Raw genomic sequence first — 17581 nt, 5'->3', positions numbered from 1 at the left:
CCTACTTCACCACTTTCAAACTCGGCCGCCCGCTAGGACGCGGCGGCTCGTCATCCGGTGGCGGCAAATCATCATCCGGCTCGAACTCTTCCTCACCGTCCAGCGGCGCTTCCAGCTCGAACACCATGCCCTGGCCATTCTCCCGGGCATAAATGCCCAGGATCGCAGCAACAGGCACGTACAGGGTATGCGGCACACCACCGAAGCGCCCTTCGAAACTGACAGCGTCGTTATCCATGTGCAAATGACGCACGGCGGCTGGCGACACGTTCAGGACAATCTGCCCGTCATTGGCAAAACCCTGCGGCACCTGCACCGACGGAAACTCGGCATTGACCAGCATGTGCGGGGTGCAATCGTTGTCCACAATCCACTCATAGAGCGCGCGGACCAGATAAGGTCGACTGGAGTTCATAGCGGCTCCCTAAGCCTTAGCGCATGTCGCGTTCGACACCAGACAGACTCGCCTGGAATGCCTCACGCGCAAATTGGCGCTCCATATAATCAAGCAGCGGCTTGGCAGGCCGCGGCAGTTCGATACCCAGAATCGGCAAACGCCAGAGTATGGGCAATAGGCAGCAATCCACCAGACTTTGTTCCTCACTGAGGAAAAACGGCTTGTCGACGAACAGCGGCGATACGCCTGTCAGGCTTTCACGCAATTCCTTGCGCGCCACGACCCGCGCCGGCTCCTTGGTCCGGGAATCCAGGATCAAGTCCACCAACCCGCACCAGTCACGCTGGATGCGATGGATCAGCAAACGGCTGTTGGCACGCGCGACAGGATAAACCGGCAGTAAAGGTGGATGCGGATAACGCTCATCCAAATATTCCATCACCACAGTCGACTCCCACAACGCCAGGTCACGATCGACCAAGGTGGGCAGGCTGCCGTAAGGGTTCACCTCGATCAGCTTCGGCGGCTGACGGCCCGCTTCGACGTAAATGATCTCGGCGCTGACACCCTTCTCTGCCAGTACGATGCGTACCCGGTGGGAATAGTGGTCGGCGGGGTCGGAGTAACAGGCCAACCGATTGGTCACGCCCATGGCGATCCTCCTCGCTTGTTGAAATTATTGAAAAACGGAAAAGCGAGCGCGCCCAGAGGGCGCCTCCCGTAACACCTGGCTGGCCAGGCTCGTTACATTTTCAGAGACGCCCTTGGGCGCGCACGATTAACAGCAATGGCTTACAGCTTTATCAATGCACGTCTTTCCAGTATTCACGCTTGAGCAGGTAAGCGAATACGAAGAAGAACGCCAGGTACAGCAATACATAGGTACCGATGCGCTGATGTTCCAGCTTCACCGGGTTGGCCGAGTAGGCCAGGAAGGTCACCAGGTTCTTGACCTTCTCGTCAAACTGCTCCGAGGTCAGGCTGCCGGTATTCGGCAATACGGTCAGTTGGTCGCAAGCTTCGTGAGTCAACGCGGAGCCGGTCAGCGGATCGAATTGCTTTTTACCGTCTTCAACGATCTGGACCTGTTTGCAGCCTACCACCTGGCGACCTTGGAGGCCGACCAGAACGTTAGGCATGCCGACGTTCGGGAAGACCTTGTTGTTCACGCCCCATGGACGCGAAGGATCTTCGTAGAACGAGCGCAGGTAGCCGTAAAGCCAGTCGGTGCCACGCACACGGGCAACCAGCGTCAGGTCCGGCGGCGCGGCGCCGAACCAGGTCTTGGCGTCCGCCGGCTGCATGCCGATGTTCATGTGGTCACCCAGCTTGGCACCGGTGAACACCAGCTTCTCGAGCATCAGCTCATGAGGGATGCCCAGGTCATCGGCAACACGCTCGTAGCGCTGGAACTTGGCACTGTGGCAACCCATGCAGTAGTTGGCGAACGTACGGGCGCCGTCCTGCATGGCCGCTTTGTCGGAAACGTCGATGTCGACTTTTTCGAGCTCCGGGCCACCGTGTTCAGCCGCGAAGGACAGTACAGGCATAGCAGCAAGAATCAGTACAGCAAATAGCTTTTTCATCAGCCAGTCACCCTTTCCGGAACCGGTTTGGTCTTCTCGAGCCTGGTGTAGAACGGCATCAAAATGAAGTAGGCGAAATACAGGAAGGTGCAGACCTGCGACAGCAGCGTCCGGCCCGGTGTCGGTGCCAGTACGCCCAGCACGCCCAGGATCACGAACGAGACGCAGAACACCACGAGCCAGATCTTGCTCAGCCAGCCTTTGTAGCGCATCGACTTGACGGGGCTGCGGTCCAGCCACGGCAGGACGAACAGCACGGCGATGGCCGCGCCCATGGCGATAACACCCAGCAGCTTGTCCGGGATCGCCCGCAGAATCGCGTAGAACGGCGTGAAGTACCAGACCGGGGCAATGTGCTCAGGGGTCTTGAATGCGTTCGCCTGCTCGAAGTTCGGCTTCTCGAGGAAGTAACCGCCCATTTCCGGGAAGAAGAATACGATGGAGCAGAAGATGAACAGGAAGACCACCACGCCGACGATGTCTTTCACGGTGTAGTACGGGTGGAAGGCGATGCCATCCAGCGGTACGCCGTTCTCGTCCTTGTGCTTCTTGATATCCACGCCATCCGGGTTGTTCGAACCGACTTCGTGCAGCGCGAGGATGTGCAGCACCACCAGGCCGAGGATCACGATCGGCAGGGCCACGACATGCAAGGCGAAAAAGCGGTTCAAGGTGATACCCGAGATCAGGTAGTCACCACGGATCCATTGGGTCAGGTCGTCGCCGATGACCGGGATCGCACCGAACAGCGAGATGATCACCTGGGCACCCCAGTAGGACATCTGGCCCCACGGCAGCAGGTAGCCCATAAAGGCCTCGGCCATCAGCGCCAGGTAGATCAGCATGCCGAAGACCCACACTAGCTCACGAGGCTTCTGGTACGAACCGTAGAGCAAGCCACGGAACATGTGCAGGTAGACCACGATGAAGAACGCCGAAGCGCCGGTGGAGTGCAGCAGACGCAGGATCGAGCCGTACTCGACGTCGCGCATGATGTATTCGACGGAGGCGAACGCTTCTTCCGCCGACGGGGTGTAGCTCATGGTCAGCCAGACACCGGTGACGATCTGGTTGACCAGAACGAGCAGCGCCAGGGAGCCAAAGAAGTAGAAGAAGTTGAAGTTCTTCGGGGCGTAGTACTTGCTGAGATGGTCTTCCCACATTTTGGTCGCGGGAAAGCGCGCATCAACCCAATCCATAAGTTTGCTCATCACGCTTTCTCCGTATCGACGCCAACGACAATGATGTCATCGGTTTCATAGGAATGCGGGGGAACTGGCAGGTTCAGAGGTGCAGGCTGCGATTTGTAGACGCGACCGGCCAGGTCGTAGTGGGAGCCGTGGCAAGGGCAGAAATAGCCACCGACCCAGTCCTTGCCGAGATCGGCAGGGGCCACTTCAGGACGGAACGTTGGCGAGCAACCCAGGTGCGTGCAGATACCGATCAGCAGCAGAACCTCTGGCTTGATCGAACGCGTTTCAGGGTTGACGTATTCCGGTTGGACCGAGTTCTTGGAGGACGGGTCGGACAACTGACCCTCGATCTTTTTCAGATTCCCCAGGATTTCCTCTGTACGGCGGACGATGAACACCGGCTGGCCGCGCCACTCAGCAATCATCTGCTGGCCTGGCTCGATCTTGCTGACATTCACTTTCACCGGTGCACCTGCGGCTTTCGCCTTGGCGCTGGGAAACCATGACCCCACGAACGGGACCGCAGCCCCCACCGCTCCTGCAGCACCCACCACGGATGTGGCTGCTACCAGGAAGCGACGCCGGCCTGCATTCACGCCGTCATTGCTCATTCAGTCCTCTCCCATCAGCTTTGTGGCCTGTTAGATCAGGCGTCTACTAAGTAAAAATCTGAACTTATAAAAATTTTGCCGAATGGTAATGAAAAGCCCCAATTCTGACAAGGTAATTACCAAGCGGCCAAACCGCCAAGCCTTGTAGTATAGGGGCTCTACGAATGTGGCAAGTTGTCACAGAGCAATTCTTTTGCCCATAAAAAAACGCCCAGCTCCGTGAGGAACTGGGCGCCTTTTGAAAGCGGAAGCGAAATTAACGCTTCGAGTACTGCGGACGCTTACGCGCTTTACGCAGACCGACTTTCTTACGTTCAACTTCGCGAGCATCGCGAGTTACGAAGCCGGCTTTGCGCAGAGCACCACGCAGAGTCTCGTCGTAATCCATCAGGGCGCGAGTGATGCCGTGGCGGATTGCGCCAGCTTGACCACTTACACCACCACCGATAACAGTGACGTAGATGTCGAATTTTTCGACGGTCTCGGTCAGTTCCAGCGGCTGACGAACTACCATGCGGGCAGTTTCGCGGCCGAAGAAGTTATCCAGGGAGCGGTTGTTGATGGAGATGTTACCAGTGCCCGGACGCAGGAAAACGCGTGCGGTTGCAGTCTTGCGACGGCCAGTGCCGTAATTTTGAGTCGCCGACATAATGAACTATTCCGTTAAAACTTCAGTTCTTGGGGCTGCTGAGCAGTATGAGGGTGAGCAGCGCCCGCATAAACCTTCAGCTTACGATACATGTCGCGACCCAGTGGGTTCTTAGGCAGCATGCCTTTAACCGCGGTCTCGATCACGCGCTCAGGGGCTTTGGCGATCAGCTTTTCGAAGTTGATCGACTTGATGCCGCCAGGAAAACCGGAGTGGGAGTAGTACATTTTGTCAGTGGTTTTAGCGCCAGTAACACGTACTTGCTCAGCGTTGATCACGACGATGTAGTCACCGGTGTCAACGTGAGGGGTGTACTCAGGCTTGTGCTTGCCACGCAGACGGCTCGCGATTTCGGTGGCCAGACGACCCAGGGTCTGACCAGCAGCGTCGACGACAAACCAGTCGCGCTTTACTGTTTCCGGTTTAGCAGTAAAAGTTTTCATTCTTTATAGCCTCAGGGGCCGCCCTGTAAATTAGACGGCGGATCTTACTGAATAGTGCGTACTTTGACAAGTCAAAGGCAGCCGGATACAGACGCTTTCGGGGGCTCGGGTCGGCGCGTCCGTTCAACGGCAAGATTCTTCGGCGGCGGCGCATCACTTCCACTGCAGAAAGAGGTGCGCAATTATGCAGATTGCGAAAAATATTTCAACCTGCTTTTATGATTGTTTTGCCCAAGGAGTTCCCGATGGACTATCGCCAGCTAGGCCGTACCGATCTGAATGTCAGCGCCCTGTGCCTCGGCACCATGACCTGGGGTGAGCAGAACAGCGAGGCAGAGGCCTTCGCCCAGATCGAACGCGCCAAGGGTGCCGGCATCAATTTCATCGACACCGCCGAGATGTACCCGGTACCCCCCAAGGCCGAGACCTACGCCACCACCGAGCGCTACATCGGCAATTACTTCAAGAGCCGTGGCGACCGTGCCGACTGGATCCTGGCGAGCAAGATCGCCGGCCCCGGCAACACCATCGACTACATCCGCGACAAGAACCTCAAGCACAACCGCCGCCACATCGTCGAAGCGGTGGACGCCAGCCTCAAGCGCCTGCAGACCGACTGGATCGATCTCTACCAGCTGCATTGGCCCGAGCGCAGCACCAACTTCTTTGGTCAACTGGGCTACCAGCACAAGGCCGACGAAACGTTCACCCCGCTGGAGGAAACCCTCGAAGCCCTGGACGAGCAGGTCCGCGCCGGCAAGATCCGCCACATCGGCCTGTCCAACGAAACGCCTTGGGGCACCATGAAATTCCTCGCCCTGGCCGAGGCCCGTGGCTGGCCGCGGGCGGTGTCGATCCAGAACCCGTACAACCTGCTCAACCGCAGCTTCGAGATCGGCCTGTCGGAAATTGCCATTCGCGAACAATGCGGCCTGCTGGCTTATTCGCCACTGGCGTTCGGCTTCCTGTCGGGCAAATACGAAAACGGCGCACGGCCCGCCAAGGGCCGCCTGACCCTTTACAGCCGCTTCATGCGTTACTTCAACCCGCAATCGGAGGCCGCCTGCAGCCGTTATGTCGCCCTGGCCCGTGAACATGGCCTGGACCCGGCGCAGATGGCCCTGGCGTTCGTCACCCAGCAGCCGTTCGTGACCAGCAACATCATTGGCGCCACCACGCTGGAGCAGCTGGACAGCAACATCGCCAGCTTCGATCTGAAGCTGTCGGATGAAGTGCTGGCGGGGATCGAGGCGATTCACAAGGATCAGCCGAACCCGGCGCCCTGATCGCCAAGTAAAAAGCCTTCGCGAGCAAGCCCGCTCCCACATAGGATTTGTGATCGACACAAATTCTATGTGGGAGCGGGCTTGCTCGCGAAAGCAATCTTGAATTCACCCCATGATCAAAGCGACCGCGCAATGATCTCCTTCATGATTTCATTGGTCCCGGCATAGATCCGCTGCACCCGCGCATCCGCCCACGCCCGGGCAATCGGGTACTCCCACATGAAGCCGTAGCCACCATGCAACTGCACGCACTCGTCGAGCACCTTGCATTGCAGGTCGGTGCCCCAGTACTTGGCCATCGCCGCCGTCGGCACGTCCAGCTTGCCTTGCAGGTGCAACTCCAGGCAGCGGTCGACGAAGACCCGGCCGATCTGGATTTCGGTGGCCATTTCCGCGAGCTTGAAACGGGTGTTCTGGAAGTCGGCGATGGATTTGCCGAACGCCTTGCGATCCCGGGTGTAGTCCAAGGTCCATTGCAACGCCGCTTCGGCCGAAGCCAGGCCACCGATGGCGACGGTCAGGCGTTCCTGGGGCAGCTCTTGCATCAGGTAGGCAAAGCCCATTCCGGCCTGCCCCAGCAGGTTTTCCTTCGGCACGCGGACATCCTGGAAGAACAATTCCGACGTGTCCTGGGCCTTCATGCCGACTTTCTCCAGGCGCTTGCCTTTTTCAAAGCCCGGGGTGCCCGCCTCCACCAGGAACAGGCTGGTGCCCTTGGCGCCGGCCTTGGGGTCGGTCTTGGCGACCACAATCACCAGGTCCGCCAGGAAACCATTGGTGATGAAGGTCTTCGAGCCGTTGATGACGTATTCATCCCCGTCGAGCACCGCCGTGGTCTTCACCCCTTGCAGGTCGGAACCGGCGCCCGGCTCGGTCATGGCGATGGCCGTGACCATTTCGCCAGACACCAGTTTCGGCAGGTACTTGTGTTTCAACGCTTCGCTGCCGTAGTGCAGGATGTACGGCGCGACGATGTCGGAATGCAGCGAGAAGCCGATCCCCGTCAGCCCCAGGCGACCGATCTCCTCGATCACCACGGTGCTGTAGAGGAAATCCGCGTCGAGGCCGCCATAGGCCTCTGGCAGGTGCGAGCACAACATGCCCGCCTCCCCCGCCTTGTTCCAGATTTGACGGTCGACATGCCCCTGTTTTTCCCACTGACTGTGGTACGGCACGGCTTCTTTTTCGAGGAAGGTTCGTACGCTGTCGCGAAACAATTCGTGCTCGGGACTGAACAGGGTTCTTGGGATCATGGCGCACCTTTGGTTATTGTTGGGCGTGGTTATCCGACAAAGCCTAAGCCTGCGATGTACGACAGGACACTGGACACATCCGACAAAAAATAAGACGATCCAGCCGTCTGTTGACCACTTTCCCCTATAAAAATAAAGATGAATTATGTCTATGCACGCCTCCACGCCCTTGCGGCGCGTCAGCATCCTGGCAGTCGACCGGGTCTTCGCCTCTACCCTCATGCAAGCCAAGGATTTTTTCCACCTGGCCAGCCTGCGCTATGGCAAACAACTGGGCCACGGCCTGACGCCGGCGTTTGAAACCCGGCTGGTCAGCCCCGATGGCAAACCGGTGAACAGTTTCAGCGATGTGATCATGCCGGTGGACGGTGGCCTGGAAAATACTGACGTCATCATCCTGCCGGCCTTCTGGGATGATTTCGCCGGCCTCTGCCAACGTTATCCCCAGGTCTTGCCTTGGCTGCGCGAACAACACGCTCGCGGCGCAGTACTCTGCGGCGAAGCCACCGGAGTGTTCTGGCTGGCCGAGGCCGGGCTGCTCGACGGCAAGGAAGCCACCACTTACTGGCGCTTCTTTAATGCCTTCAAGGAGCGCTTCCCCCAGGTGCACCTGAACCAGGACAAGCACCTGACCGACGCCGACAACCTGTTCTGCGCTGGCGGCACGACCTCAGCCTGCGACCTTTACATCTACCTGATCGAACGCTTCTGCGGCGCCAACGTGGCCCAGGCCGTGGCGCGGGACATCCTGTATGAAGTGCAACGCAGCTATTCGCCAGGACGGATCGGCTTCGGCGGGCAGAAACTGCACCAGGACGTGATCATCCTGCAGATCCAGCAATGGCTTGAAGAGCACTTCGCCGATAAATTCCGCTTCGAGGACGTTGCCCGGGAGCATGGCATGAGCATCCGCAATTTCATGCGCCGCTTCCAGACCGCCACGGGCGACAAACCGCTGCATTACCTGCAACGGCTGCGGATCGAAACCGCCAAGGGCCTGCTCTCCGGCAGCCGCAAGAGCATCAAGACCATCAGCTACGAAGTCGGCTACGACGACGCGAGCTTTTTCGCACGACTGTTCCGGCAACACACCGACCTGTCGCCGAACCAGTATCGGCAGCAGTTTCAGCAGGCGGCGTGAACCGAAACTGAATACGATCCAGTGTGGGAGCGGGCTTGCTCGCGAAAGCGGCGGGTCAGCTTGCATCTATGCTGAACATGCCGCCCCCTTCGCGAGCAAGCCCGCTCCCACAGGGTTATGCAGTGAACTGCTCAACTCACGCGTACAAAAAAGGCCTGCAATCGCAGGCCTTTTTTGTTTTCCGATGCCTTAAGGCTTATGCGCCCGCGCCAGGAATTCGTGGGACTGCATCTCCAGCAAGCGACTCAGGGTCCGCTGGAATTCGAAGGTCAGGCGACCGCCGGTGTAGAGGTCCTTGAGTTCGACTTCAGCCGAAATGATCAGCTTCACGTTACGGTCGTAGAACTCGTCGACCATGTTGATGAAGCGACGGGCGATGTCGTCGGTGGTGACGCTCATCTGCTCGACGCCGCTGAGCAACACGGCGTGAAAGATCTTGCCCAGTTCGATGTAATCGTTCTGGCTACGCGGGCCGTCGCACAGTTCGCGGAAGTCGAACCAGGCGACGTCGTCGCAGGTGCGAATGGCGCGGATCTTGCGATTTTCGATGATCAGCTCGTCGTTTTCGACCGCTTGGGTGCATTCCGGTGTCAGGGCGCGGAAGCTCTTGCGCAGGCTTTCTTCGGCGGCCGCATCCAACGGGAAGTGGAACAGCTCCGCTTGTTCGAGGTGGCGCAGGCGGTAGTCGACGCCGCTGTCGACGTTGACGATTTCGGTGTGTTCCTTGATCAGCGCGATGGCCGGCAGGAAACGCGCTCGTTGCAGACCGTCCTTGTACAGGCCGTCCGGCACGATGTTCGAGGTGGCGACCAGGGTCACGCCGTTCTTGAACAGCTCTTCCATCAAGGTGCCGAGGATCATCGCGTCGGTGATGTCGGAAACGAAGAACTCATCGAAGCAGATCACCCGGGTCTCGTCGGAAAAACGCTTGGCGATGATGGTCAGCGGGTTCTTTTCGCCACCCAGGGTCTTCATTTCCTCGTGCACGCGCTTCATGAAGCGGTGGAAGTGCGTGCGTGTCTTTTCCTTGAACGGCAGCGCTTCGAAGAAGGTATCCACCAGGTAGGTCTTGCCACGGCCAACGCCGCCCCAGAAGTACAGGCCCTTGACGGGGGCCTGGTCTTTTTTGCCGAACAGTTTGCCCAACAGGCCCGGCTTGTTGTTCGAGGCCGCGACCAGGTCGTCGTACAGGCGCTGCAAATGCCGCACCGCCGTTTCCTGGGCTGCGTCGTGGAAGAACTCCGGGCGTTTCAGATCAGCTTGATATCGTTCTAGGGGCGTCATATTCGTTAGCAAGGCAACAAAAACGGGCCGTCACTGTAGCGATGGCCCAGAAGAATGGCAATCGGCCCTTATTCGGGCCGATGGTCGGGTGACGTGCCGGATCAGTCCTGGGCAGGCGTCAGGGCAATGCGCAAGGCATCAATGGCCGCGTCCCGGGCGGCACTGTCGGTGAACGCTGGGCTATTCGCCACGCATTCGCCTTCGAGCCAGACGCTGAAACTCAGCTCGTCGCTGCGTACGTCCAGGGGTTGGCCGGCCTGCAATTGCTTGGTCACCTGCCCTGCGGTCTTGCCGTCGGCAAAATTGTTCGAGAGCAACAGTTGCTCACCCTCGGCGGAAAGCAGGCGAAAACGGAAACTGCCGTCCTCCTCGCGGAAGCTGACGAAACGTGCCGCCTTGGCCGCTTTCTTTTTGGTCTGGGTGGCCACCTGGACCTGGCTGACGAAGGACCGCAAGCCAACGGCCTCGCGCAGTTCATTGAGGAACGGCGTTGCCACGGCCCGGGCCTTGCTCGCGCCCAGTTGCAGGATGTCTTCAAGGTCCGATGGACGTTCGATGAACTGGTGATAACGCTCGCGGGCCTCACCCAGCTCGCTGTCGAGCAACTGGAACAGGCGGTTCTTCGCTTCGCCCCAACCCAGGCCCTGCAACAGTTCGCTGCGGAACTCGGCGGACTGCTCGGCAGTGGCGAAAGCCTGGAACAGGGTGAACAGGTGCGAATTGTCCGGGTCCTTGGCTTCGCCCGGGGCACGGGAGTCGGTGACGATTCGCGAGATCGCGTCCTTCATGTCCTTGGCGCTGCTGAACAACGGAATGGTGTTGTCGTAGCTCTTGGACATCTTGCGGCCATCGAGGCCCGGCAATGTGGCGACGCTTTCTTCAATCAGCGCCTCGGGCATGGTGAAGAACTCCTTGCCTTGGCCGAACAGATGATTGAAGCGCTGGCCGATGTCCCGGGCCATCTCCACGTGCTGGATCTGGTCGCGACCGACCGGCACCTTGTGGGCGTTGAACATCAGGATGTCGGCGGCCATGAGGATCGGGTAGCTGTAGAGGCCCATGGTGACGCCGGCGTCCGGGTCTTCGCCGGCCTCGACGTTCTTGTCCACCGAGGCCTTGTAGGCGTGGGCGCGGTTGAGCAGGCCCTTGGCGGCGACGCAGGTCAGCAGCCAGGTCAGCTCCGGGATCTCGGGAATGTCGGACTGGCGATAGAACGTCACGCGGTCCACGTCCAGGCCGCCGGCCAGCCAGGTAGCGGCGATTTCCAGGCGCGAACGCTGGATACGCAGCGGGTCATCGCACTTGATCAGGGCGTGGTAGTCGGCCAGGAAGTAGAACGAATCGGCGTTGCTGTCGCGGCTGGCGAGGATCGCCGGACGGATGGCGCCGGCATAGTTGCCCAGGTGTGGGGTGCCGGTGGTGGTGATGCCGGTCAGGATACGGGTACGCGTCGTCATGGGTTATCGCTTGTCAGACTGCTGTCAATTCGAGAGGCGCGGCAGGATCAGATCCTTGAGATCAGTCAGCTTGCCATGAAAAAAGTGTCCGCATTCTGCCACTTTCAGCAGCTCATGGGGACGTTGGAGCGTGTCGGACCATGCGTAGACCAGCTGCGGATTGACCACTTCGTCGGTTTCCGGCTGGATCACGGTCAATTCGCCACCGGTCGGCAAGGGCGACTGCTCATCCAGGCGCATCACCGCCGGGGCCACCATGAACAAGTGCTTGACCGGTTGTCCCTGGGCTTCCAGGCGCCCGCCCAGGCTGGCGGCGACGAATCCGCCGAAGGAAAAGCCGAACAGGGTCAGGGGCAATTGCGGGTATTTTTCCCGCAGCCATTGGGCGACCGCCTGGGCGTCGTCCACTTCACCAGTGCCCATGTCATGAGTGCCGGCACTGGCGCCCACGCCACGATAATTGAAACGCAACGTAACCAGCCCGGCGTCCCGGGCGGTGCGTTGCAGGGTCGAGACCACTTTGTTGAGCATGGTCCCGCCCTGCACCGGGTTCGGGTGGCAGATCAGCGCCAGGCCACGGGGGGCCTCGTTGTCCAGGTACAAGGCTTCCAGTTGGCCCACGGGGCCATCGATGACTACAGGGGTTTCGCGCATAAGCAAGGGAAAGAACTCCGTGACCCCGAATGGGGTCGACTCGTCTAGCTAAAAGTCTGTGCCTGGCATGATTGCGATGTTCTTCGCGGTATACAGCGCAGGTCCGAGCCGTTAACGTAAAGCAAAGCCGTTTATAGAGGAAGGACTCGTGGAACACTCGCTCTTAGTTTGGTTGTTGCCGACTCTTGCCCTGGTTGCCGGTGTCGCCATTGGATTCCTGCTTGCCCGCCTGCTGCCCAACGCGGTGCCCAACAGCACCCAACGTCAGCTGGACGACATCCAGGAACGTTTCGACAGTTATCAGAATGAAGTGGTCACTCACTTCAACAGCACCGCGTCTCTGGTGAAAAAACTCACCCAGAGCTACCAGGAAGTCCAGGATCATCTGTCCGAGGGGGCCAATCGCCTTGCCTTGGACGAGCAGACTCGCCAGCGCCTGCTGGCTGCCCTGCAAGCCGATGCGGCACAGACGCCACGGGAACGCCTGACCCCACCCAAAGGGATCCAGGAACCGCCACGGGACTACGCGCCAAAGGCCCCGAATTCGCCCGGCATGCTCGATGAGCATTACGGTTTGAAGAAGTAATTTCCAAGCGACACCCAAAAGCCCGCCCGATCCCATGATCAGGCGGGCTTTTTTATTGGTTCCAATTCCCTATTTCAATTTGATCCCCCGTGGCGAGGGAGCTTGCTCCCGCTGGGCTGCGGAGCAGCCCTATAGCAGCGAACTCGATTTTCCTGGCACACCGAGTTGCCTGGTTTTGGGGCCGCTTCGCGGCCCAGCGGGAGCAAGCTCCCTCGCCATAGGGATCGGTGTACTGAGGCATCTCAGTTAAGCCAACACCTCTTCTGCCACCTGGTCGATAGCCCCTTTGGTGATGTCGACGATCAGGTCCGCATCCTCCCGGGTCAGGATCAGCGGCGGGGCGAAGCCCAGGATGTCGCCGTGGGGCATGGCGCGGGCGATCATGCCGCGCTCCAGGCAGGCAGCCGAGACCTTCGGGCCGACTTTGAGTGCCGGGTCGAACGCCGTGCGCTGTTCACGGTCGGCCATGAACTCCACGGCGGCCAGCATGCCGTCGCCGCGAACCTCCCCCACCAGCGGATGACCTTCCAGCGTTTCACGCAACCGACGGTTCAAGTAGCCGCCAACATCCTCGGCATTGGCCGTGAGGTTTTCCCGTTCGAGGATGTCGAGGTTGGCCAACGCCGCCGCTGCGCAGATCGGATGCCCGGAATAGGTCCAGCCATGGCCCATGGCGCCTTCGGCCTGGGAGGCCTTTTCAATCACGCTCCAGACCTTTTCGCCGATGATCACCGCCGACAATGGCGCATAGGCGCTGGTCAGCCCCTTGGCGGTGGTGATCAGGTCCGGCTTCATGCCGTAGCGCTGGCTACCCATCTTCGACCCCAGGCGACCAAACGCGCAGACCACCTCGTCGGCAATCAACAGCACGTCGTACTTCTTCAACACGGCCTGGATCGCATCCCAGTAACCGGCGGGCGGGACAATGATGCCGCCGGTGCCCATCAGCGGTTCACCGATGAACGCCGCCACGGTGTCCGGGCCTTCGGCAAGAATCATCTTCTCCAGCTCATCGGCGCAATAGCGCACGAATGCCGCTTCGTCCATGCCCACCGGGGCCTTGCGATACCAGTGCGGGCACACGGTGTGCTTGACCCCTTCCACCGGCAGGTCGAAATGCTGGTGGAAGGTCGCCAGCCCCGTCAGGCTGCCGGTCATGATGCCCGAACCATGGTAGCCACGGTCCCGCGAGATGATTTTTTTCTTCAACGGCCGGCCCAGCACGTTGTTGTAGTAGCGCACCAACTTGACTTGGGTCTCGTTGGCATCGGAGCCGGACAATCCGTAGTAAACCTTCTTCATCCCTTCCGGCGCCCAGTCCATGATGCGACGGGACAGTTCGATGATCGCCTCGCTCGAGTGGCCGACGTAGGTGTGGTAATAGGCCAGCTCCTTGGCCTGCTTATAGATGGCGTCAGCCACCTCCGTGCGGCCGTAGCCGATGTTCACGCAGTAGAGCCCGGCAAAGGCGTCGATGAACTCACGGCCCTCATAGTCGCGAATGCGAACGCCCGACGCGCTCTTGATGATCCGGCCCTTGAGCGCGCCGCTGGCGTGGTCATGGGCGTGGGTCGAGGGGTGCATGAAATGCGCACGGTCTTGTTCGAACAGCGTGTTGAATTCTTGGCTCATGCGGACTCTCCTGGGAACTGGCCTTGATGGTGCAGGCAAAAATATTTGGTTTCGACAAAGGGCTCGAAGCCCTCGCTGCCACCCTCACGACCGAGGCCGGAGGCTTTCATGCCACCGAAGGGGATCGGGTGGCCGGTGAACTTGACGCCGTTGACCGCGACCATCGCGTGGTCGAGACGGCGGATCAGCGGATAGATGACGTCCAGGCGGTTCGAACAAATATAGGCCGCCAGTCCGTATTCGGTGTCGTTGGCCATTTCGATGGCTTCGTCCAGGGTGTCGAACGGCATCACCCCGGCAATGGGCGCGAAGTTTTCTTCACGGTAGATGCGCATCTGCGGCGTGACATCGGCCAGCACGGTCGGTTGATAGAACAACCCGCCCAAGGCGTGGGCCTCGCCCCCCAACAGGCGCTGAGCGCCTAGCGTCAGGGCATCGGCGACACGATCAGCGGTCGCATCGAACGCCGCCTGGTGCATCAACGGCCCGACATCCACGTCCTGTTCCTGTTGACCGACCATGGCCGGCCCGACGCGCAAGGCACGCACCGCTGCGGCGAAACGACTGAGGAACGCTGGGTACACCGGGCGTTGCACCATGATTCGGTTGGCCGCGCAGCAATCCTGGCCCGAGGTCTGGAACTTCGCTTCCACAGCGACTTTCACCGCCAGCGTCAGGTCGGCATCGGCGCAGACAATGAACGGCGCGTTGCCGCCCAGTTCCAGCGCGACTTTCTTCACGTCATGGGCCGCCGCTTGCAGCACCAGTTTGCCGACCCGGGTCGAGCCAGTGAAACTCACCGAGCGTACACGACGGTCCTTGACCAGGGTTTCCATGGCCATTTGCGGCTCGCCCAAGACCACGTTGAAGACCCCGGCGGGAAAGCCCGCTTCCTCGGCCAATTGCGCCAGGGCCAACGCTGAGTACGGCGTTTCGTGGGCGGGCTTGATCACCACCGTGCAGCCGGCAGCCAGGGCCGCGGCGGCCTTGCGGGTGATCATCGCCGAAGGGAAATTCCACGGTGTGAGCAGCGCGCAGACGCCCACCGGCTCCTTGATGGTGCCCAGGTGCGCATTCGGGATATGGCTGGGGATGTTCTGGCCGTAAAGGCGCCGGGCTTCCTCGGCGAACCAAGGGATGAAGCTGGCGGCATAGGCGATTTCGCCACGGGACTCGGCCAACGGTTTGCCCTGTTCCAGGCTGAGGATGTGTGCGAGGTCTTCGCTGTGTTCGGTGATCAACGCTGTCCAGCGCCGCAGGATCGCGCCGCGCGTCTCCAGGCTCTGCTCGCGCCACGTCGGGAAGGCGCGATGCGCTGCGTCCACCGCCGCGACGATCTGTGGCTGATCGAGCATCGGCACATGGCCGATAACCGTGCGGGTGGCAGGGTTGTGCACCGCGATGCTCTGGCCACTGTCGCTGTGGACCCAATGGCCATCAATGTAGCAAAGCGCTTTGAACAGCAGCGGATGTTGGTAAGGCATGACGTTCACTCCAGAGCGTGTGCGTGAATCCATGCTAGGGCAGCGGCGCTTGGGCTTTCGGGTGTTTGCGCGGGGTCAGACCTTGGCTTTTTTCTGGAAACGACCTGCTGGACAGTGTTTTCTGCGGTGCTCAGGAAGAGGACGCCAACTCCGCCGGCAAGGCCCCGGCGGTCTTGATGGTCTTGGTGACGATGTAGGTGAAGTAGCGTTCGATGCCGAGATCTTCGAGCAGCAGTTGATCGACGAAACGCTGGTAGGCATCAACGTCCGGTGCCTGGATCATCGCCAGGTAATCCACACCGCCACCGGTGGCGTAACAGAATGCCACTTCCGGCGCGGTGATCATGCGTTGCTCGAAACGGCGCATGTCCTGGGCGGTGTGTCGGGCCAGGGTGATCTCCACCAGCACCTGCTGGCGCTTGAACACCCCGCCCCAATCGATCTGCGCCCGGTAACCGATGATCAAGCCCGCCGCTTCCAGCTTGCGCACCCGCTCCCAGGCCGGCGTCACCGACAGGTTGATGGCCTCGGCCAGGCTCGACTTGGTGATGCGCCCATCCTCGGCGAGGATCTGCAGGATCTTGAGGTCGTAGCGATCGAGTTTGTGCATGGGGCCGGGCTCCGGGTGGTTAAAAAACTCAGACTCAACGCAGGCCTTTGTGGGAGCGGGCTTGCTCGCGAAGAGGCCATCAAATTCAACATATCCGTTGCATGTCACACCGCGTTCGCGAGCAAGCCCGCTCCCACATTTATCTGTGGCGAATCACCAACCTGCAATCACCGTAAATCCCTGTGGGAGCGAGCCTGCTCGCGATGAGGCCATTACATTCAGCACCTCTATCATCTGTTATACCGCCATCGCGAGCAGGCTCGCTCCCACAGGTTTTATATGTACACAGGGAAATTTGTGGCTGGCTGTTATCAAGCCAACACATCCGCAATCACCGCCAACGTATCGCCACACTGCACCAGCCCGGGAAAGTGCCGGGCCGCCAGGAGGCCGCTGCGGGCGGCGCGGTATTCGACCGGGGCGACGCCGCTGCGGGTGGTGTCATGGATACGCGCCACCACCTCACCCTGGGTGACGTTTTCACCAAGATCACGGCACATTTCCAGCAAACCGTTGTGTTCGCTGGCGATGAAACAACTGGCGTCCGGCATGTCGAGCACCAGCGACGGCTGCAGCTCGATCGAGCCCCGCAGGATGCCGGCGTGGATCAGCAGGTTGCGCACCCCGCGCTCGGCAATCGCCACGCTGCGGGCGGTTGATGAACCGCCGCCGCCCAGTTCGGTAGTGACAAACACCTTGCCCTGGGATTCGGCCGCCGTGTCGTACATCGCCCCGGCGTCCAGCTCCAACATGCGCATGCAATATGGCGCGTTGAACGCCAGCATCCCGGCCTCGCAGCGGGCCTGTTGCTGTTTGTCCGGCAAGACGTGGCAGGCGGCGAACGGCAGGAAATCCAGGGTCCGGCCACCGGAGTGAATGTCCAGGACAATGTCCGCCAACGGCAACAACGTGCGATTGAAATAGTCGGCGATTTTCTCGGTAACGGAGCCGTCCGGCCGGCCGGGAAAACTGCGGTTCAGGTTGCCCTTGTCGATGGGTGAAGTCCGGCGCCCGGCATGGAACGCCGGGGTATTCATGAACGGCACGATGATCACTCGCCCGGTGACGTCCTCGGCGGTCAACTGCTGGGCCAGTTTGCTCAAGGCCACCGGGCCTTCGTATTCATCACCGTGGTTGCCACCGCTGAGCAGCGCCGTCGGGCCGCTACCGCGCTGGATCACGGTGATGGGGATCATCACCGCCCCCCAGGCCGAATCGTCCCGCGAATACGGCAGCTTGAGAAAGCCGTGCTGCACGCCCTCGCGGCTGAAGTCGACCGTGGCGCTGATCGGATTGTTGGGCACGTCAGGCATGG

At 60.3% G+C, this 17581-nt stretch carries 18 protein-coding genes; 3 read left to right on the top strand and 15 right to left on the bottom strand.

Features of this window, described 5'->3' with window-relative positions:
• Position 1: 1 nt before the first annotated feature.
• The 7 genes from HU715_RS17930 to rplM form a co-directional block, all read right to left on the bottom strand.
• Positions 2-415 carry a ClpXP protease specificity-enhancing factor gene (locus HU715_RS17930; RefSeq protein ID WP_053124982.1) on the bottom strand — a complete coding sequence of 138 codons (414 nt, stop codon included), beginning with the start codon at positions 413-415 and terminating at the stop codon, positions 2-4.
• 16 nt (positions 416-431) lie between these two features.
• The gene (locus HU715_RS17925) at positions 432-1049 is read right to left on the bottom strand and encodes a glutathione S-transferase N-terminal domain-containing protein (RefSeq protein WP_003178195.1); all 618 of its coding nucleotides are present in this window, start codon (positions 1047-1049) and stop codon (positions 432-434) included.
• Between the two features lie 151 nt (positions 1050-1200).
• Positions 1201-1983, bottom strand: a complete 783-nt coding sequence (locus tag HU715_RS17920) for a cytochrome c1 (protein WP_186705119.1) — start codon at positions 1981-1983, stop codon at positions 1201-1203.
• Entirely contained in the window at positions 1983-3194 is a 1212-nt protein-coding gene (locus tag HU715_RS17915; protein WP_186705118.1) for a cytochrome b, read from the bottom strand. Before HU715_RS17915 ends, HU715_RS17920 begins: the two co-directional genes overlap by 1 nt.
• Complete coding sequence (gene petA / locus HU715_RS17910) at positions 3194-3787, bottom strand: ubiquinol-cytochrome c reductase iron-sulfur subunit (protein ID WP_039591565.1); 594 nt, start codon at positions 3785-3787, stop codon at positions 3194-3196. Before petA ends, HU715_RS17915 begins: the two co-directional genes overlap by 1 nt.
• 256 nt (positions 3788-4043) lie before the next feature.
• Positions 4044-4436, bottom strand: coding sequence for a 30S ribosomal protein S9 (gene rpsI, locus HU715_RS17905; protein ID WP_003205364.1), 393 nt, complete (start codon positions 4434-4436; stop codon positions 4044-4046).
• Positions 4437-4450: 14 nt separating this feature from the next.
• The gene (rplM, locus tag HU715_RS17900; RefSeq protein WP_003205365.1) at positions 4451-4879 is read right to left on the bottom strand and encodes a 50S ribosomal protein L13; all 429 of its coding nucleotides are present in this window, start codon (positions 4877-4879) and stop codon (positions 4451-4453) included.
• Positions 4880-5124: 245 nt separating this feature from the next.
• Between rplM and HU715_RS17895 the strand changes: the two genes are divergently transcribed.
• Positions 5125-6165 (top strand): NADP(H)-dependent aldo-keto reductase, encoded by a 1041-nt coding sequence (locus tag HU715_RS17895; RefSeq protein WP_053124986.1) that lies wholly within the window; start codon positions 5125-5127, stop codon positions 6163-6165.
• Between the two features lie 116 nt (positions 6166-6281).
• On the opposite strand, the gene HU715_RS17890 is transcribed toward HU715_RS17895, so the two are convergent.
• On the bottom strand, positions 6282-7418 hold the full coding sequence (locus HU715_RS17890; RefSeq protein WP_186705117.1) for an acyl-CoA dehydrogenase family protein: 1137 nt from the start codon (positions 7416-7418) through the stop codon (positions 6282-6284).
• 244 nt (positions 7419-7662) lie between these two features.
• On the opposite strand from HU715_RS17890, the gene HU715_RS17885 reads away from it, so the two are divergent.
• Positions 7663-8559, top strand: a complete 897-nt coding sequence (locus HU715_RS17885) for a GlxA family transcriptional regulator (RefSeq protein WP_186705196.1) — start codon at positions 7663-7665, stop codon at positions 8557-8559.
• Between the two features lie 189 nt (positions 8560-8748).
• On the opposite strand, the gene zapE is transcribed toward HU715_RS17885, so the two are convergent.
• The 3 genes from zapE to HU715_RS17870 all read right to left on the bottom strand — a co-directional run bounded on the left by zapE (position 8749) and on the right by HU715_RS17870 (position 11954).
• A complete protein-coding gene (gene zapE / locus HU715_RS17880) occupies positions 8749-9843 on the bottom strand; it encodes a cell division protein ZapE (RefSeq protein ID WP_186705116.1) in 1095 nt (364 codons plus the stop codon).
• A gap of 101 nt (positions 9844-9944) precedes the next feature.
• Positions 9945-11300 (bottom strand): tryptophan--tRNA ligase, encoded by a 1356-nt coding sequence (locus tag HU715_RS17875; RefSeq protein WP_186705115.1) that lies wholly within the window; start codon positions 11298-11300, stop codon positions 9945-9947.
• A gap of 24 nt (positions 11301-11324) precedes the next feature.
• A complete protein-coding gene (locus HU715_RS17870) occupies positions 11325-11954 on the bottom strand; it encodes an alpha/beta hydrolase (protein WP_186705195.1) in 630 nt (209 codons plus the stop codon).
• 148 nt (positions 11955-12102) lie between these two features.
• Here HU715_RS17870 and HU715_RS17865 point away from each other — a divergent pair, with 148 nt between their 5' ends.
• On the top strand, positions 12103-12540 hold the full coding sequence (locus HU715_RS17865) for a Z-ring associated ZapG family protein (RefSeq protein WP_181287677.1): 438 nt from the start codon (positions 12103-12105) through the stop codon (positions 12538-12540).
• A gap of 246 nt (positions 12541-12786) precedes the next feature.
• Here the strand turns inward: HU715_RS17865 and HU715_RS17860 are convergent, their stop codons facing one another.
• The 4 genes from HU715_RS17860 to doeB all read right to left on the bottom strand — a co-directional run bounded on the left by HU715_RS17860 (position 12787) and on the right by doeB (position 17579).
• Positions 12787-14172 (bottom strand): aspartate aminotransferase family protein, encoded by a 1386-nt coding sequence (locus HU715_RS17860; RefSeq protein WP_186705114.1) that lies wholly within the window; start codon positions 14170-14172, stop codon positions 12787-12789.
• Positions 14169-15656 (bottom strand): NAD-dependent succinate-semialdehyde dehydrogenase, encoded by a 1488-nt coding sequence (locus HU715_RS17855; protein WP_186705113.1) that lies wholly within the window; start codon positions 15654-15656, stop codon positions 14169-14171. Before HU715_RS17855 ends, HU715_RS17860 begins: the two co-directional genes overlap by 4 nt.
• 130 nt (positions 15657-15786) lie before the next feature.
• Complete coding sequence (locus HU715_RS17850) at positions 15787-16266, bottom strand: Lrp/AsnC family transcriptional regulator (RefSeq protein WP_186705112.1); 480 nt, start codon at positions 16264-16266, stop codon at positions 15787-15789.
• Between the two features lie 311 nt (positions 16267-16577).
• A complete protein-coding gene (gene doeB / locus HU715_RS17845) occupies positions 16578-17579 on the bottom strand; it encodes a N(2)-acetyl-L-2,4-diaminobutanoate deacetylase DoeB (RefSeq protein WP_186705111.1) in 1002 nt (333 codons plus the stop codon).
• Between the last annotated feature and the right edge of the window lie 2 nt (positions 17580-17581).

Origin of the sequence: Pseudomonas zanjanensis (genome assembly GCF_014268745.2) — a bacterium.
GTDB lineage: Bacteria > Pseudomonadota > Gammaproteobacteria > Pseudomonadales > Pseudomonadaceae > Aquipseudomonas > Aquipseudomonas zanjanensis.
Note: the sequence above shows the minus strand (reverse complement) of the source record. Positions and strands in the feature narration are given on the sequence as shown.